The 21,621-nt window shown below is 59.4% G+C and carries 18 protein-coding genes; 10 read left to right on the top strand and 8 right to left on the bottom strand.

Annotation, left to right across the window (positions count from 1 at the left end; translation table 11 throughout):
• The first annotated feature begins 3 nt into the window (after positions 1-3).
• From ACYVIT_RS04315 to ACYVIT_RS04305, 3 genes are read left to right on the top strand one after another with little or no spacing between them, the layout of a single operon-like run.
• On the top strand, positions 4-3,348 hold the full coding sequence (locus ACYVIT_RS04315; protein WP_415807668.1) for a DUF802 domain-containing protein: 3,345 nt from the start codon (positions 4-6) through the stop codon (positions 3,346-3,348).
• Positions 3,345-4,034: an OmpA family protein gene (locus tag ACYVIT_RS04310; RefSeq protein WP_415807669.1), complete on the top strand. Its 690-nt coding sequence runs from the start codon at positions 3,345-3,347 to the stop codon at positions 4,032-4,034. The genes ACYVIT_RS04315 and ACYVIT_RS04310 overlap by 4 nt, the downstream gene beginning before the upstream one ends.
• The gene (locus tag ACYVIT_RS04305; RefSeq protein ID WP_415807670.1) at positions 4,027-4,713 is read left to right on the top strand and encodes a DUF2894 domain-containing protein; all 687 of its coding nucleotides are present in this window, start codon (positions 4,027-4,029) and stop codon (positions 4,711-4,713) included. Before ACYVIT_RS04310 ends, ACYVIT_RS04305 begins: the two co-directional genes overlap by 8 nt.
• Here the strand turns inward: ACYVIT_RS04305 and ACYVIT_RS04300 are convergent.
• A complete protein-coding gene (locus tag ACYVIT_RS04300; protein ID WP_415807671.1) occupies positions 4,710-5,648 on the bottom strand; it encodes a LysR substrate-binding domain-containing protein in 939 nt (312 codons plus the stop codon). The two genes, ACYVIT_RS04305 and ACYVIT_RS04300, sit on opposite strands and share 4 nt — an antisense overlap.
• A 189-nt stretch (positions 5,649-5,837) precedes the next feature.
• Here ACYVIT_RS04300 and ACYVIT_RS04295 point away from each other — a divergent pair, with 189 nt between their 5' ends.
• The 5 genes from ACYVIT_RS04295 to ACYVIT_RS04275 all read left to right on the top strand — a co-directional run bounded on the left by ACYVIT_RS04295 (position 5,838) and on the right by ACYVIT_RS04275 (position 12,827).
• A complete protein-coding gene (locus tag ACYVIT_RS04295; protein WP_415807672.1) occupies positions 5,838-6,842 on the top strand; it encodes a Bug family tripartite tricarboxylate transporter substrate binding protein in 1,005 nt (334 codons plus the stop codon).
• Positions 6,843-6,849: 7 nt separating this feature from the next.
• Entirely contained in the window at positions 6,850-8,373 is a 1,524-nt protein-coding gene (locus ACYVIT_RS04290) for a UxaA family hydrolase (RefSeq protein ID WP_415807673.1), read from the top strand.
• 58 nt (positions 8,374-8,431) lie between these two features.
• Positions 8,432-9,241 (top strand): 4-hydroxy-2-oxoheptanedioate aldolase, encoded by an 810-nt coding sequence (gene hpaI / locus ACYVIT_RS04285; RefSeq protein WP_415807674.1) that lies wholly within the window; start codon positions 8,432-8,434, stop codon positions 9,239-9,241.
• A 552-nt stretch (positions 9,242-9,793) separates the two neighbouring features.
• Entirely contained in the window at positions 9,794-11,095 is a 1,302-nt protein-coding gene (locus ACYVIT_RS04280; RefSeq protein WP_415807675.1) for a YXWGXW repeat-containing protein, read from the top strand.
• A 313-nt stretch (positions 11,096-11,408) separates the two neighbouring features.
• Positions 11,409-12,827: a short-chain fatty acid transporter gene (locus ACYVIT_RS04275; protein WP_415807676.1), complete on the top strand. Its 1,419-nt coding sequence runs from the start codon at positions 11,409-11,411 to the stop codon at positions 12,825-12,827.
• Between the two features lie 91 nt (positions 12,828-12,918).
• Here the strand turns inward: ACYVIT_RS04275 and ACYVIT_RS04270 are convergent, their stop codons facing one another.
• The 4 genes from ACYVIT_RS04270 to ACYVIT_RS04255 all read right to left on the bottom strand — a co-directional run bounded on the left by ACYVIT_RS04270 (position 12,919) and on the right by ACYVIT_RS04255 (position 17,176).
• Complete coding sequence (locus tag ACYVIT_RS04270; RefSeq protein ID WP_415807677.1) at positions 12,919-13,467, bottom strand: hypothetical protein; 549 nt, start codon at positions 13,465-13,467, stop codon at positions 12,919-12,921.
• Positions 13,468-13,667: 200 nt separating this feature from the next.
• Positions 13,668-14,573 (bottom strand): 5-dehydro-4-deoxyglucarate dehydratase, encoded by a 906-nt coding sequence (gene kdgD, locus ACYVIT_RS04265; protein WP_415807678.1) that lies wholly within the window; start codon positions 14,571-14,573, stop codon positions 13,668-13,670.
• 63 nt (positions 14,574-14,636) lie between these two features.
• The gene (locus tag ACYVIT_RS04260; protein ID WP_415807679.1) at positions 14,637-15,392 is read right to left on the bottom strand and encodes a FadR/GntR family transcriptional regulator; all 756 of its coding nucleotides are present in this window, start codon (positions 15,390-15,392) and stop codon (positions 14,637-14,639) included.
• A 230-nt stretch (positions 15,393-15,622) separates the two neighbouring features.
• Positions 15,623-17,176: an argininosuccinate lyase gene (locus ACYVIT_RS04255; RefSeq protein WP_415807680.1), complete on the bottom strand. Its 1,554-nt coding sequence runs from the start codon at positions 17,174-17,176 to the stop codon at positions 15,623-15,625.
• Between the two features lie 390 nt (positions 17,177-17,566).
• Here ACYVIT_RS04255 and ACYVIT_RS04250 point away from each other — a divergent pair, with 390 nt between their 5' ends.
• The gene (locus ACYVIT_RS04250) at positions 17,567-17,737 is read left to right on the top strand and encodes a hypothetical protein (protein WP_415807681.1); all 171 of its coding nucleotides are present in this window, start codon (positions 17,567-17,569) and stop codon (positions 17,735-17,737) included.
• A gap of 462 nt (positions 17,738-18,199) precedes the next feature.
• Positions 18,200-18,709 (top strand): sensor histidine kinase, encoded by a 510-nt coding sequence (locus ACYVIT_RS04245; RefSeq protein WP_415807682.1) that lies wholly within the window; start codon positions 18,200-18,202, stop codon positions 18,707-18,709.
• On the opposite strand, the gene ACYVIT_RS04240 is transcribed toward ACYVIT_RS04245, so the two are convergent.
• The 3 genes from ACYVIT_RS04240 to ACYVIT_RS04230 form a co-directional block, all read right to left on the bottom strand.
• A complete protein-coding gene (locus tag ACYVIT_RS04240; RefSeq protein WP_415807683.1) occupies positions 18,691-19,335 on the bottom strand; it encodes a UbiX family flavin prenyltransferase in 645 nt (214 codons plus the stop codon). The genes ACYVIT_RS04245 and ACYVIT_RS04240 overlap by 19 nt on opposite strands.
• Before the next feature lie 81 nt (positions 19,336-19,416).
• Complete coding sequence (locus tag ACYVIT_RS04235; RefSeq protein ID WP_415807684.1) at positions 19,417-20,400, bottom strand: Bug family tripartite tricarboxylate transporter substrate binding protein; 984 nt, start codon at positions 20,398-20,400, stop codon at positions 19,417-19,419.
• 69 nt (positions 20,401-20,469) lie between these two features.
• Entirely contained in the window at positions 20,470-21,534 is a 1,065-nt protein-coding gene (locus tag ACYVIT_RS04230; protein ID WP_415807685.1) for an isocitrate/isopropylmalate dehydrogenase family protein, read from the bottom strand.
• Between the last annotated feature and the right edge of the window lie 87 nt (positions 21,535-21,621).

Below are 21,621 nucleotides of genomic sequence, written 5' to 3'. Positions count from 1 at the left end.
CCTATGACCCGAACAATCATCTCTCTCGTCGTTTTCCTGGCCGGTCTGGCCGTTGTAGGCTGGATCGGTGCCGGTTACATAGGCACCAACCTGCTGGCGTTAGCCATCATTGTCCTGATTGGTCTCGTCTATCTGACCGGGGTCATAGAACTGCAACGCTATCAGCGCAGTACCGACACGCTATCCCATGCCGTCGGCAGCCTGACTGTGGCGCCATCGAGCCTGGACAGCTGGCTGAGCCAATTGCACCCCAGCCTGCGCGGCGCGACGCGCCTGCGCATCGAGGGCCAGCGCGTCGCCCTGCCCGGCCCCACGCTGACGCCCTATCTGGTGGGAATGCTGGTGTTGCTCGGGATGCTCGGGACTTTCCTGGGGATGGTCGCCACCTTGCGCGGCACGGGCGTTGCCCTGGAGAGCGCCGTCGATCTGCAAGCGATCCGCGCGTCTCTCGCCGCTCCCGTCCAGGGTCTGGGTTTCGCGTTCGGCACCTCGGTCGCCGGCGTAGCGACCTCCGCAGCATTAGGTTTGCTGGCCACGCTTTGCCGGCGCTCGCGTATTCAGGCGGCGCAACAACTCGACGTCATGATCGCAACCACGTTGCGGCCCTATTCCCAGAACCATCATGGCGAACAGACCTACAAACTGATGCAGCAGCAAGCCGAGGCCATGCCCCTGCTGGTCGAACGCCTGCAAGCCATGATGACGTCCATGGAAAAGCAGAGCCAAGCCCTGCATGACCGCCTGGCCGCCAGCCAGGACGCCTTTTACGGCAAGACCGAGACCGCGTACACTGGCCTGGCCTCGTCCATCGAACAATCGCTCAAGCAAAGCGTCATCGACAGCGCTCGCATGGCCGGCGAGGCCATCCAGCCTGCCGTGCAAGCCACACTGGCAGGCTTGGCGCGCGAAACCAGCGCCTGGCAAGACACCCTGGCCATTGCCGTTCGCCAACAGTTGGAAAACCTGTCCGGCCGTTTCGAAGCAACCACCTCATCTGTTGCTGATATCTGGAATCAGGCCCTGTCGCAACAGCAGCAAGCCAACACCAAACTGGCAGACGACAACCAACGCGCGCTGACAGCCGCCACCGCCAGTTTGGAACAGCACGCCTCGGCTTTGCTGCGCAGCGTGGACCAGTCCCATACAGCGCTGCAAAACAAGCTGGCCGCGCACGATCAGCAACGCCTGGATACCTGGAAAGCGTCATTCGACCAAGTCGCCTCCGGATTGAACGCGTCGCTGGAAAATACCGCGTCTGCCTTGCAAACATCGATCGCGGGGATCGCGTCGTCGCTGGATACCTCACTGCAAGGCACCGCCTCGGCGATGCGCCAAGAATGGCAACAAGCCAGCGCTCACGCCGTTGAACGCCAACAGGCCATCTGCGATACCCTGGCTCAAACTGCCCAGGAGCTGACCGCGCAAACGCAGGCTCATGCTCGCGACACCATTACCGAAGTGTCCCAGCTGCTGCATACCGTTTCCGAAGCCCCCAAGGCAGCCGCCAGCGTCATCGCCGAGCTGCGCCAATCGCATGCCGACCTGCAGGCCCAGCTGATTGCCCAGGATCAACAACGCCTGGACAACTGGAAGGCCTCGCTCGATCACATCGGATCCGCGCTGGGCTCGTCGATGAAGGACGCGACCTCGACACTGCGCCAAGAGTGGGAACAAGCGAGCGCGCACGCCACCGAACGCCAGCAACTCATCTGCGATACCCTGGCCCAGACTGCCCAGGAACTGACCGCACAAACGCAGGCTCACGCTCGCGACACCATTACCGAAGTGTCCCAGCTGCTGCATACCGTTTCTGAGGCCCCCAAGGCCGCTGCCAGCGTCATCGCCGAGCTGCGCCAATCGCACGCCGATCTGCAGGCCCAACTGATTGCCCAGGATCAACAGCGCCTGGACAACTGGAAGGCCTCGCTCGATCACATCGCATCGAACTGGAATACCTCTCTGGAAACCACGGCAGGCGCGCTGCATACGTCGATGGCGGACACGGCATCCACATTGCATACGTCTTTCGAGAGCCTGTCGTCCTCATTGGACACCTCGTTGAAAGACACCGTCTCGACGCTGCGCCAGGAATGGGAGCAGACCAGTTCGCGGGCTGCCGAGCATCAGCAAGCCATCCGCGAGACGCTGGCCCAGACAGCGCAGGAACTGACCTCGCAAACGCAAGCTCACGCACGCGACACCATCACCGAGGTATCCCAGCTGCTGCATATCGTCTCCGAGGCGCCCAAGGCTGCAGCCGACGTCATCGCAGAACTGCGCCAATCGCACGCCGATCTGCAAGCCCAGCTGATTGCCCAGGACCAACAACGTCTGGACAACTGGAAAGCCACGCTCGATCACATCGCATCGACCTGGAATACCTCGTTGGAAAGCACAGCAAGCACACTGAGCACCTCGCTGGAAACCACCGCGACCGCGCTGAATGACTCGCTCGAAAAGACCACCACCGCGTTGAACGCCTCCATGGAGGACACTGCGGCGTCCTTGAACGCCTCGCTGACGGGCACGACCTCCACCCTGACCGTCACGCTGGAAAACACCGCGTCCACGTTGCACAACTCGTTCGACGACATTGCATCCTCGTTGAATGTGTCTCTGGAGAACACCGCCTACGCACTGCGCCAGGAATGGGAACAAGTCAGCGCCCAGACGACCAGCCGTCAGCAGGAAATCTGCGACACGCTGATCCGAACCGCACAGGAACTGTCGTCCCACACGCAGACCCAGGCACGCGACACGATTGCCGAAGTCGCGCAGTTGGTGCAGACGGCCGCCGAAGCTCCTCGCGCCGCTGCCTCGGTGATCTCCGAGCTGCGTCAAAAGCTGTCCGATGGCATGGCCCGCGACAACGAATTGCTCGACGAGCGCAACCGCCTGATGGAAACCCTCAGCACGCTGCTCGATGCAGTGAATCATGCCTCGACGCAGCAACGCGATGCCGTGGACTCGCTCATCTCCAGCTCGTCCCAGCTGCTGGAACGCGTCGGCTCGCAATTCACCGACACCGCCCAGACAGAAACGGTCAAACTGACTGACGCTGCCGCGACCATCACCGGCAGCGCCGTCGAAGTCGCCAGCCTGGGCGAAGCCTTCGGCACCGCGGTGCAGCTTTTCAGCCAGTCCAACGACAAGTTGGTCGAACACCTGGAGCGCATCGAAACCGCCCTGGAGAAATCCATGGCGCGCAGTGATGAACAGTTGGCCTATTACGTTGCACAGGCTCGCGAAGTCGTGGATCTGAGCGTCATGTCGCAGAAACAGATCATCGAAGACTTGCAACTGCTTGCCGCCCAACAGACTGCAGCCAATAGCGAAGCCTCCGCATGAAAGACGACATCGACGCGGGCGTAGAGCCCTCCGCCCCTGCGTGGGCGGTATTCGGCGACTTGATGTCGGTGCTGCTGGGCGCCTTTGTGCTGATCCTGGTCGGCGTCATCGGCATGCAGTTGGAGCTGTCCACCAAACTCGAGACCGAAGTCAAAAAACGCCTGGACCTGTCCAGCAAACTGGAAACCGAAGTCCAGCAGCGCGAGGTGGAAACGCAGCGCCGCGAAGCCCTGGAACACGCATTGGCCGTGCCCTTGGCCGCGGGCCAGGTCACGCTGATAGATGGCCGCATCGGTATCAGCGGCAGCGTGCTTTTTGCGCTGAATTCCGATCAACTGCAACCCGAAGGCCGCAAGGTCCTGCAAAGCCTGATCGCTCCGCTGTCCGCCTATCTGAAAGAGCATGACGAAGTCCTGATGGTGAGCGGCTTTACCGATGACCAGCCTATCCACGAGAACAATCGACGCTTTGCCGATAATTGGGAACTCTCCGCGCAACGTGCATTGACGGTAACGCGCGCCCTGATCAACGACGGGATCTCGCCAGAGATCGTGTTCGCTGCCGCCTTTGGAGAACAACGCCCCGTCGCTGCCAACACGGACGAGGCAGGCCGCGCCAACAACCGCCGCGTAGAGATCGCCCCGATTCCGAAATCCTCCAATGCGGGGGCTGCGACCAGTGAGTAACGCCCAGCCTGCCGACATTCAACAGACCTTGGACGCTTGGCGCGAACAGGGCGCTGATCGTCTGGATCCGGTGCGATTTCAACTCATCCAGACCATGGCGAATCGAGCAGCAGGCCTGACTGACGAGAATACACAGCGCGTACTGCACGCGAGGCTGGCGCAATTACTCCAGCAATATGGTGCGCGCATAGAAGATGCGGCCAATACCGGCACTACGGCAGCCGCCACAGCGACATCCCGCGAAGGCGCTCTCACCGGACTGCTCGCTCACCTCGCAGCGTTGACGCCCGCCGACCACACGCGCACGTTTGCCACCAGCGTCGGCAATCTGCGAGAACGCTACCCGGAGCTTCCGGTACTCGACGAGTTCCGTTCGACGTGGTCTCGCGTCAGCGCGAATCGGCAAGTACGCCAGTCCGAAGAGCAAGTCCACGAAAACGCGGGACCGCTGAACTCAAATCATCTGGTGCACCGCGCCCTGGCATACATGCGCGATGTCTCGCCGGGTTACTTGCACCAATTCTTGAGTTACCTGGATACGCTGGCTTGGGTGGAGCAACTGCAAATGAGCAGCGAGCCGCCGGCGAAAGAAACCAAACGCGGTGCGGGCAAAGCCGCGAAAAGCACCAAAAGCCCTGCAAAAGCCGCCAAGAAGAAAGCACCCAAAGCAGACAGTTAAGCGCTCAGTACCCGCGCCACCTCTCGCAAACATTTCAACAACTGCCGGCTGCTGGCCGAGAGTTTCGCCTCACGCAAGGTCATCACCCCCACGGGCGGGACCGATACCTCCAGCGGAATATTCAAGACCCGGCACAGGCCTTGCTGCTCAAAATACTGCGCTGCAAACTGTGCCAGAAAACCTACAGCGCCTCGCTGTCCGACACATGCCAGTGCCGTCAAATACGAGGACGTCTCTATCAAATCGGTCGACGGAGTCACATCGTGCCGATGAAACTGCTGCTCCAGTTTGACACGCAGTGATGCCCACGGCGGCGGCATGACACAGGGCAAGGCCGCGATATCCGCCCAGGTCGGAGTCCGCTTTTTCGCGATGGCGCTCTTTCTCGCCCCCACCGCCACCATCGGTTCCTCGTACAACACTTCCGTAGATAAATCCGGGGCGGCATAGCCGGGCTCCAAGCGGCCCACAAAAAAATCCAATTCTCCCAAACGCAATTTAGGCAGCAAATGGGTCAGGTCGCCTTCTTCGACCAAAACTGTCGCGCGCGGGGACCGGAGCTTCAGACGCTCAACGGCCTGGGTCAACAACACAGGCACTGTCACCGCCATCGCCCCGACTCGCGTCTTGCCCACCGCGCCGCTGGCAGCGGCATCGATCTCGTCACGCGTACGCTCATATTGTGCCAACACGCCGCGCGCAAAACGCACCACAGGCTCGCCCGCCAGAGTAGGCTCCGTCCCACGCGATGAACGTTCGAACAGAGTCAGCCCCAACATGGACTCAACCTCGGACAACATACGAGACACTGCAGGCTGGCTGACGGCCAGGAATTCTGCCGTTCGCCCTAAATGGCGAAACTCATCCAGCGCTACGACCAACTGCAAATGTCGCAACTTCAGATTTGAACGGAACACGCGGTCCAAATGTGCCATGACGATAAACGGCCTTTGTAATCGGGCAATGGAGGGGAACAGTCTTTACATAACAATTATGTTATCTAAAGATGCACTCATTTTATTGGATTGTTATAAAAACCTCCCACAAAATGGCCGTCGATCACAGCAAGCCATACGAGCACGACAACCCGCTGACGATCGTATAAAAACCAAGGAGACGCCCCCATGAAGCCCGCATTCCCCCTGGATCATCAGCGCCGCCGGTTACTGGCAGGCGCAGCCTGTGCTGGCGTGGCCAGCCTGCTCGCCCCGCTATCAGTCCGCGCCGCCAGCTATCCTTCGCGGCCCATCACATTCATCTGTCCCTGGCCCGTCGGTGGCACGGCAGATCAATCGATGCGCGCGCTCTGTCAGGTGGCTTCCAGCAAACTGGGCGTCTCCATCGTCGTCGAGAACCGTGCGGGCGCTTCTGGCATGATAGGAACCGCGGCCCTGGCGCAGGCCCAGCCTGACGGCTACACCATCGGCCAAATCCCGATCTCGGTCACCCGGTTTTCGCAGCTGGGCATGCTGCAATTGGACCCGCGCAACGACTTGACCTATCTGGCTCGCACGTCTGGCCAGACGTTCGGCATCGCGGTACTGGCCAGCTCACCCTTTAAATCCCTGCAAGAGGTCGTCGCCTACGCCAAAGCCAACCCCGGCCGCGTCACCTACGGACATGCAGGCGTAGGCGGCGCCACTCACGTGGGCATGGAACAGTTCGCCATGGCTGCCGGGGTGCAATTCAATCCCATCGCCTACAAAGGCGGCTCGGCCGCACTGCAAGATCTGCTCGGCGGCCAGGTCGACCTGCTCGCGGACTCCAGTTCCTGGGCTCCCCATGTCGAGTCGGGAAAACTACGCCTGCTGGCGACATGGGGCGCCGAGCGCACGCCGCGCTTTAACCAGACCCCCACGTTGAAAGAGCTCGGTTACGACGTCGTCGTAGAAGCCCCCAACGGTGTCGGCGCTCCCAAAGGACTGCCGCCCGACGTCGAAAACAAGCTGCGCGACGCCTTTCGCGCTGCTGTCGAGAGCGACACGTTCAAGCAGGTCGCCAGTCGCATCGATGCCCCCGTCATGTACCTGGACGGCCCCGACTACAAAGCCTACGTGGCAGAGGTCTACCAGCAAGAGACCGCATTGATAGACAGCCTGAAACTCAAAGCCTTGCTGCAAAAGGGTTGATGCCGCAGTGAATAACCTTCCTCTGATACGGTTGCACGCCAACGACAATGTCTTGATCGCCAAACAGACGCTGGCATTAGGCATGGCCATTGGCGAACTGGGGCTGCGCCTGCGCGCGCAGGTCCCCGGCGGACACAAAATCGCAGCGTGCCACATCCCGGCCGGCGCACCGGTACGCAAATACGACACCGTCATCGGCGTCGCTGCACGCGACATCGAAGCCGGCGAACATGTGCATACCCATAACCTGGCGCTGGTGGATTTCGACCGCGACCCCGCCTTCTGCCAAGACATGCGCCCCGTGACGCTTTTGCCCGATCACGAGCGCGCGACATTTCAGGGTTACCTGCGCCCGGACGGGCGGGTCGGCACGCGTAATTTCATCGGAATCATTGCCTCGGTCAATTGTTCCGCTACCGTCATCAACCATATCGCCAATCACTTCACTGCCGAGCGTCTGGCCGCCTTTCCGAACGTCGACGGCGTGGCGGCGTTTGCGCAGACCAGCGGCTGCGGCATGTCGTCGCCCAGCGAACACTTTGACGTACTGAGACGCACACTGGCCGGCTATGCCCGCCATCCGAATCTGGCCGGCGTGCTCATTGTGGGATTGGGCTGTGAGCGCAATCAGGTTGCCTCTCTCGTAGAATCGCAAAACCTGGCATCGAGCTCCCGGCTGCGCACGCTGGTCATGCAGGACAGCGGCGGCACGCGCGCCACAATCGCCGCCGGCATTCGCGCCATCGAGGAAATGCTGCCCGCCGCCAATGCCGCACAACGCCAGACGGTGTCGGCGAGCCACCTCAAAATCGGGCTCGAATGCGGCGGCTCCGATGGATTCTCCGCTATCACGGCCAACCCGGCATTGGGTGCCGCCATGGATATCCTGGTACGCCACGGCGGCACCGCGATTCTGTCGGAAACGCCCGAAATCCATGGCGTCGAATACATGTTGACCCGCCGTGCCGTCACGCCTGAAGTCGGCAAGAAACTCCTCGATCGCCTCGCCTGGTGGGAACAATACACTGCCGGCCACAACGCCCAATTCAATGGCGTGGTCGGCCACGGCAATCAACAAGGCGGCTTGGCCAATATCTTTGAAAAATCGCTAGGCTCTGCGATGAAGGGTGGGACAACTCCTCTGCAGGCGGTCTACGAATACGCGGAACCGATCGATAAAGCAGGGTTCGTGTTTATGGATTCCCCAGGCTACGATCCCGTGGCAGTCACCGGACAAATCGCCAGCGGCGCAAACATGATCTGCTTCACCACGGGACGCGGTTCCATGTTCGGCTCCAAGCCTGCTCCCACGCTGAAACTCGCCAGCAACACCGCCATGTATTCGCGGCTGCAGGACGACATGGACATCAACTGCGGTGTCGTACTCGACGGCGAACTGGACATTGACGCCATGGGCCAGCGGATCTTCGAACGCATTCTGAGCGCAGCCTCTGGCGAACGCACCAAAAGCGAAATGCTAGGCCTGGGCAGCTACGAATTCGTTCCGTGGCATTTAGGTATTGTGAGTTGAGCCGATACTCTGAGACCATAACGGCCCCGCTTCCCTTTTTTCACATAGGCGCTTTCACATGTCCGCAGACAACTCCTTTAAATCCGCCTTGACGGCAGGTCAGGCACAAATCGGGCTATGGCTTTCCATGGCGGATCCCTATCTGGCCGAAGTCTCAGCCACAGCGGGATTTGACTGGCTGTTGATCGATGGCGAACACGCCCCCAACGATCTGCGCAGCGTCCTGGCGGCATTGCAATCCATCGCTCCCTATCGCTCGCAGCCCGTCGTACGTGTCGTGGCGGGAGAAACCGCGCTCATCAAACAGGTGCTGGACATAGGCGCCAAGAGCATTCTGGTGCCCATGGTAGACACTGCCGAACAAGCCAAAGCCGTCGTCTCGGCAACGCGCTACCCCCCCGAGGGCGTACGCGGTGTCGGCAGCGCCGTTGCGCGCGCGTCGCGCTGGGCGCAGCGCAGCGACTATCTGGATGTCGCCGACGACGAAATCTGCCTGCTCGTCCAAGTCGAAACCGTCACGGCGCTCAACAACCTGGAGAGCATCTGCGCGGTACCAGGTGTAGACGGCGTATTTATCGGTCCGGCGGATCTGGCAGCGTCCATGGGCTTTCGCGGGCATCCAGAAAACCCCGCCGTGCAGGCTGCCATCGAAAACGCCATGAAAACCATCATCGCCAGCGGCAAGGCAGCAGGCACATTGACCTCGGACCCGGCGTTGGCACGACGCTACCTGGACCTGGGATGCACCTTTGTCGCCACGGGTGTGGATGTCTTGGTCTATGCTGGCGCCGCCCGTCGATTGGCCGCACAGTTCCAGGCGCCCGGCGCCTCTTCTGCAGCGCCAGCCGCTTCTTCCGCCGCCTATTGAGCTTGGCGTTTCCGGCAATCGCCCGGAAACGTTTTATCTCTCCGCTCGGGCAATCGATACGCCGCGCATCCTTGCGCGGTGCAACGATGCAATATACCTATCCGCCAGAGCCGCAAAATCTCGTCCTGCACCTGTCACGGTACGGATACATCGCTTACGCACACTTGCAAATACTTCGCCCGCTCCAGGGGTATGCAACGCCGATTGTCACGGGCGGCATACACTCCGTCACGAATATGTGCATTCGTCACGATTAAGTAATTTCTAAACGATTACAGAATCGAACGCAGCCCCTTGCTCTATGCCTAAATAGGCGCGTCTGTGCATTACCGGCACGACGTTAAAGGAGCTACCATCATGAGAACCCTCGCCATATTGTTCATCGCCGTCACCACGTTGGCAGGATGCATTGTGGTGCCGCATCACCACAGAGGCGGGCACGATCACTATCGTGGCGGTCGGGGCTATTATTCTCAACCGGGGCCCCCACCGTATTACTACCACTCTGGCCCTCGCTACTATAGATACTGATTTTCCCCACGGGAGATCATCATGAATACATTAAAACGACTATCCGCTGGCGTCTTGATATCGGGCTCGCTGCTCGCCACGCTGGCTGCACCGCTACCGGCCGCGGCGGCCGATGTCTCGATCAGCATCGGCGTCAACGCATGGGACGCGCCGCCACCACCGCTGCCCGTCTACGATCAGCCGATGATTCCCGGCCCAGGCTATATCTGGACGCCCGGCTATTGGGCGATTAATCATGGCGGGTATTACTGGGTGCCTGGCGCCTGGATCATGCCGCCTTTCATCGGCGCACTCTGGACGCCGGGTTATTGGGGTTTCGTCGGCAACCTCTATCGCTGGCATCCGGGTTACTGGGGCCGCCAGGTAGGCTATTACGGCGGCATCAATTATGGCTTTGGCTATATCGGCTCGGGATACCACGGCGGCTATTGGAAGAGCAATCGCTTTTACTACAACCGCGAGGTCAACCATATCGACGTGCATCGCGTCACGAACGTCTATAACCGCAAGGTCGTGGTCAACAACGTAGATAACCGTCGTATCAGCTACCACGGCGGCAGGGACGGCATTCAACGCCGCCCCACCGACAGAGAACGGCAAATCGACCGCGAACATCGTCGCACCGTCGAGGCGCGCGAACGCCAGAATCAGCGACGCGATGACGATCGCGATCATGCGCAACGCGGTGATCAGCGTCCGGGGCAACCAGGACGAGGCGACAACGATCACCGTCCGAACGGGCAGCCTGATCGGCGCGATTTTCAACAGAACCAGAATGCCAACCGTGGCGATGATGGACGACGTGCTCAAGAGCAACGTCAGCAACAGGAACGCCAGCAACGGCAGGATGAGCAGCGCCAGCAGCAAGCTCGTCAACAGCAACAGCGAGAACAACGCGAGCAACAAGGTCGCCAGCAGCGGCAGGAAGAACAACGCCAGCTGCAGGATCGTCAACAGCGGCAGAACGAACAACGTCAACAGCAAGCTCGCCAACAGCAGCAACGAAAGCAACGCGAGCAACAAGATCGCCAGCAACGGCAGCAAGAGCAGCGGCAGCAACAGGCGCGTCAACAGCAACAAGAGCAACGTCAACAACAAGCTCGTCAACAGCAACAAGAGCAACGTCAACAACAAGCTCGTCAACAGCAACAAGAGCAACGTCAGCAACAAGCTCGTCAACAGCAGCAAGCGCAGCGTCAGCAGCAGGCGCGTCAACAGCAGCAACAAGCGCAGCGTCAGCAGCAATCGCGCCAACAACAGGAGCGCCGAGGTGGTGGCGGCGGCGGTGGCGACCACGGAGGCGGTCGAGGCAACCGGGATTAGAACACCTGAATGACCTCAACCCCGGGGCAACCCCATGGCATATTCCTCCAGCAGATGACAGGCCCAGACGCTACGCAACTGGGCCTGTCGTCAATCAATCGGAATATTCGCGTCCTGATCAGCTTGGTCCATCTTTCTTGCGGACTTGCTCCACACCCTGCGAATCGTCCGTTATAGCGCTTTTGTCATATCCATCTCCAATACGCACATTACTTTCTGATGTACATTCGCGAAGCACAATTTCCGGGGCATGACCATCGCCCCTGCAATAAGCGTGCGGAAACACAGTAATTATGTAATTGGAGATGTTGGTATGGCTGTTTCAGTACAGGAAAGCCGGTCCGCCCGGTTCGCCATGCGTTGTGCCAGTTGGGCAGAACGCTGGTTCCCCGATTCCTGGGTATTCGCCACGGTTGCCGTCTTGATCGTCGTCGTAGCCGCGTTGGCGATGGGAGCTCCCGCTGCCGCTGCGGCCAAGGCATTCGGGGATGGATTCTGGAGCCTGATTCCGTTCACCATGCAGATGGCGTTCGTGGTGATCGGGGGCTATGTGGTGGCGAGCTCCAAACCCGCCTCGCGTTTGATCGACGTTCTGGCGAGAGTGCCCCGTAACGGCCGCTCTGCCGTTGCATGGGTGGCCTTCATCTCCATGCTGGCCTCGCTGCTGAACTGGGGATTGAGTCTGGTATTCGGCGGGCTGCTGGTTAAAGCGCTGGCTCGCCGCACGGACATCAAAATGGATTACCGTGCCGCCGGCGCCGCCGCCTATCTGGGCTTGGGCGCGGTGTGGGCGTTGGGCCTGTCATCATCGGCAGCACAATTGCAGGCCAACCCGGCCAGCTTGCCGCCGTCGATACTGGCCATCACCGGTGTGATTCCTTTTACCGAGACCATTTTCCTGTGGCAGTCGGGCGTCATGCTCCTGGCGCTGGTGATTGTTTCCATCATCGTGTCGTATATGACTGCCCCCGGCGACCAGAGCGCCAAAGACGCCGCAGCCTGCGGCATCGATCCGGTCGTGGTGGTGCCCGAGCTGCCCAAGCGCACGCGCCCGGGCGAATGGCTGGAATACAGCCCGTTCCTGATTCTCGTTCTGGTAGCCCTCGCGGGTGGATGGCTTTGGCACGAATTCGCGACCAAGCCCGCCATCCTCGCCATCTCGGGGCTGAACACCTATAACCTGCTGTTCCTGATGGCGGGCGCGCTGCTGCACTGGCGGCCGCGCAGCTTTCTGGACGCCGTCGCTCGCGCCGTGCCGACCACGACAGGTGTGCTGATTCAGTTCCCGTTGTACGGCTCCATCGCCGCCATCATGACGACAGTACAGGGCGCCGACGGATCCACCCTGGCCCACCACATTTCAGATTTCTTTGTACAGATCGCCTCGCACGATACCTATGCGTTGCTCATGGGTGTGTATTCGGCGATATTGGGGTTCTTCATTCCGTCAGGCGGCGGAAAGTGGATCATCGAGGCCCCGTACGTCATGCAAGTCGCCAACGATTTGCAGTATCACCTGGGCTGGGCGGTACAGATCTATAACGCTGCCGAGGCCTTGCCCAACCTGATCAACCCGTTCTATATGCTGCCGCTGCTAGGCGTACTGGGCCTGAAGGCGCGGGACCTGATCGGATTCACGTTCGTGCAGTTGCTGGTGCATATCCCGCTGGTGCTTGGCTTGCTATGGCTGCTCGGCGCAACGCTGAGCTATTTCCCGCCCATGCAGCCCTGACCGGGCCTCAAAAGCCGAAGCCGTGATGCACCCCAAGGGCATCACGGCTTTCGTCGGTTTGGACAAGACGTACGGCCGCCTTGTCCCAATTTTAGCGCCCCAGCATAGGCGTGTTGTGAGATTGCTGCGAGAAATAGGCTGCTGTAACGACTTGGTCCTCGTAATGTGAAATCGATGCTATCAAGCCCGATGCTGCACCTAAAAGCGCAGATCGGCCCATTCGAGTCGACGTATCACTTCCCGCCAAATACAGATCAGCAAAGAACGGAAGAACCCCGCCATAAGCCATCGCCTTGACGATCCCGACGCGAGCTACCGGGCCCATCAGCGATGCACCAACGACATAACCTGCGGTAGTCGCAACCGACCCCACAGCGGCAGAAGCGATATACATCCCCTCTGATCCGCCCACGGCAGGTCCCAGGGCGCTCGCACCACCAGCACTAGAGATCTCATGTAACGTGAGCTCACGCATAACTCCTCCACATTTCGCTAATAAGAAAAATTTAGCCTCGAAACCTCTGAGGAATACAAAGTCGTCGCACGACTGCGAACAACTGAGGCATTTTGAAATGGGCAGTGTAGGCGTATGAGTCCTATCGACGACGCGAACGCTCGCATCCCCATAAAAATCAGACATTGCTCCATCATTCCTTTGCACAAGGCCTCATCACAGCGATAGGATCTGATCATTCTTCGGCTAACACTGCTCCTGGTCGGTCAAGTGAAGGATTTGTCCCGCTCCAGCAGACATCCTCAGCCAGGCACACCACAAAAAAGCCCTCCGTTTTACGGGAGGGCTAGTTCGAGCCTGCATTACCACAGGCGGCTCATGTGGGCTTACTTGCCGGCGCGTTCGATCAGCGCCTTCAGTTGCGCTTTCTCTTCAGCCGTCAGGTTGGTCAACGGCGCACGAACCGGCCCCGGCTTGTGGCCGATCAATTCAACACCGGCCTTGATGATCGACACGGCATAACCCTTTTGGCGATCACGCAGTTGGGCGAACGGGAAGAAGAAATCGTCCAGGATCTTGGCCATGGTCGCATTGTCGTTGGCGTTCAAGGCGTTGTAGAAACGCAGAGCCAACTCGGGCACAAAGTTGAACACGGCCGACGAGTAGGTGCTCAGGCCCAGACCGTTGAAGCCCTGGGCGAACAATTCGTGCGTGGGCATACCGCCGATGTAAGACAGGCGATCGCCCAGCTTGGCCGTGATGTGGCGGACCAGATCGGTCTTGCCGGTGCCGTCCTTGAAGCCCACCAGGTTGGGGCAAGCATCGGCCAGACGAGCCACCGTGTCAGCCGTCGCCACCGAGTTGGCACGGTTGTAAATGATGACGCCCAGGCGGGTGGAATCGCACACGGCTTTGACGTGTTGATAGATCCCTTCTTGGGGCGCTTCCATCAGGTAGTGAGGCAGCAACAGCAGACCGTCGGCGCCAGCGTCTTCGGCACGGCGGGCGATGTCTTTGGCGATGGCGGTGCCATAGCCGCAACCGGAAATAATGGGGACATTGCCAGCAACCGACTTGGCGGCGCGGGTGACCTCGCCGATTTCCTCGGGGGTCAACGAGAACATTTCACCGGTGCCGCCCGCGGCAAACAGCGCGGCGGCGTCATAGCCCGACAACCAGCCTACGTGTTCCTGGTAGCTGTCCAGGTTCAAGCTGAAATCGTCTTTGAAGTGGGTGACGGGAAACGACAACAGTCCGGAGGCGATGCGGGTCTTGAGTTCTTGCGGTGTCATGTGATCCTCACTAGGTCATAATATGAATTCTGAACAAATCATATTATGAATTTTGAAAACAAGTCAATCGACTTCGACGGGTGTGGGGTGCGCACTACGCCGGGTCAGCAAACGATAGCGCTGGATCCCGATCAACAGGTGCCGTCGCATGGCGTCCCGCGCCCGGTCGACGTCACTGGCAAAAATCGCATCGGCGATTTCTTCGTGTTCGGCCAATATCGTGTGGTCCCGGCTGGGCAGCGGGTCGATGCCCCCCATTACCGTACGCAGCTTGACCCGCGGGATCATCCGGCGCCCGATGTGCTCTAGGAAGGTCTTGAACCGGCTGTTATTGGTAGCCGCAGCGATCGCCATATGAAAGCGAAAATCCGATTCATCGGTCGATTTTCCCTCGGCAATCAATTGTGCAAACTGATCCAATTCAGCCTGGATTGCCGCCTCTTGCGCCGGAGAGCTGCGAGCGGCTGCCAGACCGGCCGCCTCAACCTCGATACCGATGCGCAATTCCAGTTCCTCGATGATGTCCGAGATTTTGTCACTGGCGTGCGAAAACAGGGTCAGGGTTTCGTCCGACTGCTGCGGTCCCAGCACAAACACGCCCGCGCCCTGGCGGGACTCCAGCAAGCCATCGGCGCGCAGGGTCGCCACGGCCTCGCGGATCACGGTCCGGCTAAAGCCGAATTTCTCCACCAGGACTTGCTCGGTCGGCAGCTTGTCGCCCGGCGCGTAGATACCGCCTTCGATCTGGGCACGCAGCTCATCCGCGACCTGAGACGAAAGCGTCTTTTTCTTCGTCGGAGCGGGGGGGCTGGCTTTCAAGGTATTCTCCTGCAATGCGGCGTCGTAAGCCGTCATATTACTGGGAAAACCATGTCATATGACAAATTTCACATCAACGGAAATCACGAATTTTAGTTAACTAAAAACCCCGTCAGGCAGATGACGGGGCTCCCCCGCACTTCTCACCGAAATCTCTCCTGCGCCGCCATCCCCGTCCATGAGCAGAGCGGCTAACCCGCCTGGACGACGGGTGGCCACGCACCGCACAGTCACTGCGCCGGCGCAGTCGCTGCCAACTGGTCGAATTGCCGATCCAGATCCGCCAGGGAATTCTTGATGTGATCGCGACGCGCTTGTATCCACGCCGCCTGGGCCGTCAAACGCTCATTTGCCTCTTTCAGCATCCGTTGCATTTCCGCCGGCTGCGGGCCGCCCGAGGTGTGGCGGTTTTTCACGATCGCCACCGGATCCAGTGTCGAGCGAAACTCGGCTTCGCTCATCTGCAGCTCGGCAGGATAGTCTGTGCCCTTCACCGCCTCAGCATAGATCCGGCGAGCCTGTTCATACGGAAAATCCAGGGGCTTGATGTTATTGGTCTTGGCATAGTCCACTACCTCCGAGGCAAAGTGATGGCCAACCCGGAATGGCAGCTTGTATTTACGCATCAGCACATCGGCCAGTTCCTGGGATGCCGTCCAATCGCTGTTGAGCTCTTCCAACGCCCGTTCCGGGCTCACCACCAGGGCTTTCAAGACGCGATCCCAGCGCTTTAACACGACGATGGCGCTATCGACCATGGCGGCATTCTGCTTGTCGTCTTTCGGGTCACTCATGCCCGGTGTGATGTTATGCGTCTGCCAGACCGGCCCCATCGCCAATGTCACCGCCGTCGAGGCGTCGCTGCGCGTGCTGTTCAGCAAACCGGGATTGCGTTTCTGAGGCATCGCGCTGGATACATAGGTATTGCCGCTGCCCTCCTGCAACAGGATCCATGGTCGCGGCTGCGCGTACTGCGTCATCACGTCCTCGATAAAGTTGCCCGTATGCAAGGCGATGCTGGTGACGATAGCCCCCACTTCGACCGGTTGATCCATCGCCGATATCTGCGCCGCATCGTAGGCGTTGTCCACCACCGCCTCAAAGCCCAGGTACTGGGCCATACGTTTGCGATCCAGCGGCCAGCTCGTGCCATTAAGCACCGTCGTCCCCATGGGGGAACGGTCAATCCGCGCGTAGGCCTCGCGAATACGCTGCGCGTCACGATCCAGGCCCGCTGCATGGCCCAGCAAATAATGGCCGTAGCTATTGGGCTGCGCCGCCACACCGTTCGTATAGTTGGGCACGACGGTATCGGCGTGTTTAGCCGCCAGATTCACCAGCGTCGTCGAGGTGGCATTCAGTTGATCGGCCAGCTCCAGCAGTTTGTCGCGCAGGATCGCGCTACGGTAGGTCGCATGCATATCCTGGCTGGATCGTCCGGCATGCAATAGCGTGATGTCCTGCCCCGCCGCCTTGATCAACAGCGGCTCAAACGTAATCACGGTGGAGGGCCGTTTTGCGCCGGGCTGATTACCGTCGTTGATGACCTTGGCAACACCTGCAGCCAGGCGGGCGCCCAGCGCCTTATCCAGCAGTCCCTCGTCGGTATTGATCACCGCGGTGGCTTTGTTGATTTCCCCCAGCCAGAAAAAGGGATCGCGCGCGGGCGCTTTGTTGGTCGCCGCAGCCTCGGCTTTAGCGGGCGCCGGCTGCTGTGCCCAGACACCGCTACTGGCCAACGAAAAGATAAACGCGACACTCAAAATAACGGGGGTATGTCTCATCCTTTGCTCCAAGAATCCGCGTCGCTCCTACCGAGAGGGGAAGCGGCATAGCCGCAAGACCGCGGGATTGGTCTGATTTGAGTCCAATACTGGCTAAACGTCCAGGCATTAATTTAATGCGGATAGCATCTCGGGAACAGGCGCTCAGCGTGTCTACTGATTCCCGTCCAATCCAACGCCCGAGCAAGTCATTATGCTGGCAAAACTGGCTTCAACCCGCCCTATCCTCTTTGGGCGAGTCCCCCACTCTTGCCCGAATAGGTCTGTCTCACGTAAAATTCCCTATAACAAAACCCGCCAAGGCTCTGCGCACAAACGTACCCTCAAACCGGCGGGTTACTTTTTTGGGCCGCCAGGGCTCTCAATGCCGAACGCATTGACGGGCAGGCGATGAAACGCCCCTTTGGCAAACCTGCCACTACTCACGCTCAGCAGGTCATACAACTGCAACGCCGCGGCATGATCGTTGATGATCCGACAGCCGCTGCGTTTTCCCTGCAGCACCTCAATTACTATCGCTTGAGCGCTTATTGGCTCCCTTTCGAGGCCGATCACGCGTGAATTCACCATCACTCCACTACTGCCCCGCAAGAAACCCGCAGAACTCGCCCCCAGCTTCAACACGGCTCCCGCAAGCTCTACAACGCGTTAGCCTTTCTCTTGCATTGCATCGATCTGATCTCGCCCAGTCATTGTTGGCGAACACGTCTAAAACATCTCATCACCTCGCATGACGTCTCCATGTCGAGTATGGGGTTTCCTGCAAACTGGCACACTCTGCCTATATGGCAGGACAGAGGGGACTTCACCGCTGCATCGCTATCATCAACGGGCTAATACATTCCGACGGGGTGTTGATGCAAGGACCTGCCGCAAAGCCTTCAGGCAGCCCACAATCTGCAATCTCTGATCGATGCGTCGACCCAGCAATATGAAGCAAATGTGGATTTCTCGTCTGAAACGGAGCTTTTCCCATTTCATGGTGCAAAATTTCGCTTTATGCCTCTTTTCCCACGCCCGACTATGAAGCTCGGCATCACGTCCAAGTTGTTTCTGGCAGTCCTCGTCTCGTGCGCGATCGTGCTGCTGATCAACAACTTTGCCTCGCGTATCAGTTTCCAGCGCGGCTTCCTGGGCTATCTGAACGAACAAGGGGAAAGCCGCATGCTGTCGGTCATACCGCGCATCGCCCAAGCCTATCAAGCCCATGGCAGCTGGGATTTTCTGCGCACCGACAATCTGCAGCCCTGGTTTGAATTCATGCGCCCCGATCCCCTTCCGGATCAGCCCCGGCTCGCGCCGCCAGTGTCCGACCAAACGGGAGCCATCCTGCGTTTCGCGCTGCTGGATCGCGACTATTCATTCATCGTTGGCAATCCTGACGCCAATCGCAGCTCCATCCTGCGTCCGGTCAATGTGAACGGAGATACCGTGGGATGGATGGCCCTCGTGCCCTTTCAACAAGCGGTTTCGGCAGGCGATGTACGTTTCTACGAGTCCATCGACGGCGTAGGCTACCGTTTTGAGTCTTGATCGGCTTGATCGTCATCGTCATCGATATCGCCGATCTCCACCGCATTCGGCACCTCGCCCCAGCGCGGCATATTAGGCATGTCCAAGCCAAAACAATCCAGCGCGCGTCCCAACGATTGATCCACAATGTCCTCGATGGACTTGGGATTCGTATAAAACGCCGGGACAGGGGGATGGATGATCGCCCCCATCTCCGTTGCCGTCAGCATATTACGCAGATGACCTGCATGCAGCGGCGCCTCGCGCACCATCATCACCAGCGTACGGCGCTCTTTCAGCACCACGTCGGCTGCGCGCGTCAGCAGCGACGTCGTCACGCCGGTGGCGACCTCGGCCAGACTGCGTACCGAACACGGAGCAATCAGCATGCCCATCGTGCGAAATGAGCCGCTGGCGATTGCCGCTCCAACATCGTTAATGGGATACACGACATCTGCCAAGGCATGCAAATCTCGCCGGCTCAGCTGAGTTTCGTATTCGCGCGTCATTTCCCCGGCCCGCGACACCACCAAGTGAGTCTCGATGCCGAGCTCACGCAGCACTTGCAGCGCGCGTATACCGTAAACCACCCCGGTCGCACCGGTAATGCCGACAATCAGGCGGCGGGGGGAATTGGACTGCTTCATTATTCAGGGAGCCTTGGGGGAACGAGATTGCGCACGGACGAATCCAGATACTTTAACGTATTTGAAGTTCCCCGCTTCAGCCTAGTCTTTCGTCACCCCGGCACTCTGCACCACGGCGCGCCAGCGATCGGACTCCTGAGCGATAAATCGCCCGAATGCCTCCGGACTGCCTTTTACGGGCATCGATCCCAGTTGCGCCAGACGTTGCCGGGTTTCCGGTTCGTCCAGAATCAGATTCACCTGTTCGTTCAAGTAGGACACAATGGGCTTTGCCACCCCTGTCGGCGCCAACAATCCATACCAGACCGGTGCATTGAATTGCGGATACCCCGCCTGGGCAAACGTGGGCACGCCAGGCAATGCCTCCAGCGGCTGATCGCCCGTCACCGCCAGAACCTTCACCTTGCCGCCTGCGACTTGCGGCACTGCCGAGGGTGCGGTATCGAACATGGCCTGTATCTGCCCACCGATCAGATCCACCATCGCGGGGCCGCTGCCCTTATAGGGCACATGCTGCATATCGAGCGTGTTCTGCGATGCAAACAGATACCCTGCCAAATGCACGGAGGTCCCCGCGCCACCAGAGCCGTAGTTGACCTCGCCAGGATGCTGTTTGGCATACGTGGTAAACGTCTTGACGTCTTTGAAAGAACTGGTCGCGCTGACCAAAAGCACTGTCGGCGAGTTCGCGATATGGGCAATGGGAGTGAAGTCCTGCGTCACGTCATAACGCAGTTTCGGATACAGAGACGGGTTGATGGACAAAGTCACCTGGCCGAATAACAACGTGTAGCCATCGGCCGCCGCACGTGCAACGAACTCGTTGCCGATATTGGTACCTGCACCGGGACGATTTTCCACAATCACGCTGGCGCCTAGCCTGTCGTTCAAGCGCGAGGCGATATAACGCGCGATATTATCGCTGCCGCCTCCCGGAGAAAACGGCACGACCACCGTCACCGGGCGTGCCGGATACCCATCCGGCCCATTACCCGCCATCGCCACAACAGGCGCAACCATCCCCAGTGCAGCACATAGTGCCGCACGCAAACGTGCAATATTCATTGATGTCTCCTCACTCAACCGGCAGGTGGCTCGAACGGCCACCTTGACGGCGATATGCTTAGTTCAGAATCACAACTGTTTGGCCACTGCGGCGCCAAACGCTTGAGTCCCTATGCTGCCGCCAATATCCGGCGTACGCGTGGCCGGATCGTCCAACACCCGATCAACGGCGGTATGGATCGCCTGCGCGGCCTTTGCGTAGTTTTCCAATTGGCGGTGCTCGCCCACCCAATCCAACAGCATCGCCACTGACAGAATCATGGACGTAGGATTGGCCTTGTCCTGTCCCTGGATGTCGGGCGCCGAGCCATGTTGAGCCTGTGCGCAACATAGATCATCGCCTGCCATTACCGAACCCGCCAGGCCCAGGCTGCCCGACAGCTCGCTGGCCAGATCGGAAAGGATATCGCCATAAAAATTCTCGGCCACCAGTACGTCAAAGCGCTCCGGCGATTTCACCAGATGCGCGGTCGAAGCATCGACCAGCAGATCATCCAATGCCACCTCAGGAAACTCCGCTGCGACGTTGCGTACGCACTCCAGAAACAGCCCGTCCGTCATGTGAAAGCTATTTGCTTTGTGGATAGCGGTCACTTTTTTTCGGCGTTTCATCGCCAGCTCGAAAGCACGACGGGCAATACGCTCGCTGCAATGACGCGTGATCTTGCGCACGGACAATGCCATATCGGGCGACGGCATCATTTCGCCCCAACCGCGCGCCATATTCCTATCCGGATAGAAACCCTCGGTCGCCTCGCGCATGATCACCAGATCCATCTTGCGGCCCGCGCGCATATTGCTGGGGATACTCTCACGTGTACGCGCCGGCCGGACGTTGGCGTACAGATCCAGGCCCACGCGAAATGTGCCCGAAATATTGCGACCACCCTTTTCCGGGGCGGGATAGTCTGCATGCGATTGCGTGCCCAGAATAATGCCATCGTAGGCGCGCGCGCCCTGCAGCACCTCTTCACGCAGTGTCGTGCCATGTTTTTCCAGGCTGACAAAACCCACATCCTCGTACACGAAAGAGAGGTCCAGGCCATAGCGCTGATCAGCGGCCTTGAGCACGTTAACGGAGGCTTCGACAATTTCGGGCCCGATACCATCACCGGGCAGCACCAAGAATTTCATGTTCCTATCCTAAAAAATAACCGCTTATTTGTTGTGCTTGCAGCGTCATGCGCATCCTCACCCTGAACGAGCCAGGCACCGTGACCA

This window comes from Bordetella muralis (genome assembly GCF_054781015.1).
This window is presented reverse-complemented; position numbering and strand designations above follow the sequence as displayed.

Coding starts and splice junctions, on each gene's coding strand:
- ACYVIT_RS04280 (WP_415807675.1), top strand. CDS start 9,794: ATGAATACATTAAAACGACTATCCGCTGGCGTCTTGATATCGGGCTCG.
- ACYVIT_RS04315 (WP_415807668.1), top strand. CDS start 4: ATGACCCGAACAATCATCTCTCTCGTCGTTTTCCTGGCCGGTCTGGCC.
- kdgD (WP_415807678.1), bottom strand. CDS start 14,573: ATGACACCGCAAGAACTCAAGACCCGCATCGCCTCCGGACTGTTGTCG.
- ACYVIT_RS04300 (WP_415807671.1), bottom strand. CDS start 5,648: ATGGCACATTTGGACCGCGTGTTCCGTTCAAATCTGAAGTTGCGACAT.
- ACYVIT_RS04245 (WP_415807682.1), top strand. CDS start 18,200: ATGAAGCTCGGCATCACGTCCAAGTTGTTTCTGGCAGTCCTCGTCTCG.
- ACYVIT_RS04295 (WP_415807672.1), top strand. CDS start 5,838: ATGAAGCCCGCATTCCCCCTGGATCATCAGCGCCGCCGGTTACTGGCA.
- ACYVIT_RS04255 (WP_415807680.1), bottom strand. CDS start 17,176: ATGAGACATACCCCCGTTATTTTGAGTGTCGCGTTTATCTTTTCGTTG.
- ACYVIT_RS04270 (WP_415807677.1), bottom strand. CDS start 13,467: ATGTCTGATTTTTATGGGGATGCGAGCGTTCGCGTCGTCGATAGGACT.
- ACYVIT_RS04235 (WP_415807684.1), bottom strand. CDS start 20,400: ATGAATATTGCACGTTTGCGTGCGGCACTATGTGCTGCACTGGGGATG.
- ACYVIT_RS04310 (WP_415807669.1), top strand. CDS start 3,345: ATGAAAGACGACATCGACGCGGGCGTAGAGCCCTCCGCCCCTGCGTGG.
- ACYVIT_RS04250 (WP_415807681.1), top strand. CDS start 17,567: ATGAAACGCCCCTTTGGCAAACCTGCCACTACTCACGCTCAGCAGGTC.
- ACYVIT_RS04230 (WP_415807685.1), bottom strand. CDS start 21,534: ATGAAATTCTTGGTGCTGCCCGGTGATGGTATCGGGCCCGAAATTGTC.
- ACYVIT_RS04275 (WP_415807676.1), top strand. CDS start 11,409: ATGGCTGTTTCAGTACAGGAAAGCCGGTCCGCCCGGTTCGCCATGCGT.
- ACYVIT_RS04240 (WP_415807683.1), bottom strand. CDS start 19,335: ATGAAGCAGTCCAATTCCCCCCGCCGCCTGATTGTCGGCATTACCGGT.
- hpaI (WP_415807674.1), top strand. CDS start 8,432: ATGTCCGCAGACAACTCCTTTAAATCCGCCTTGACGGCAGGTCAGGCA.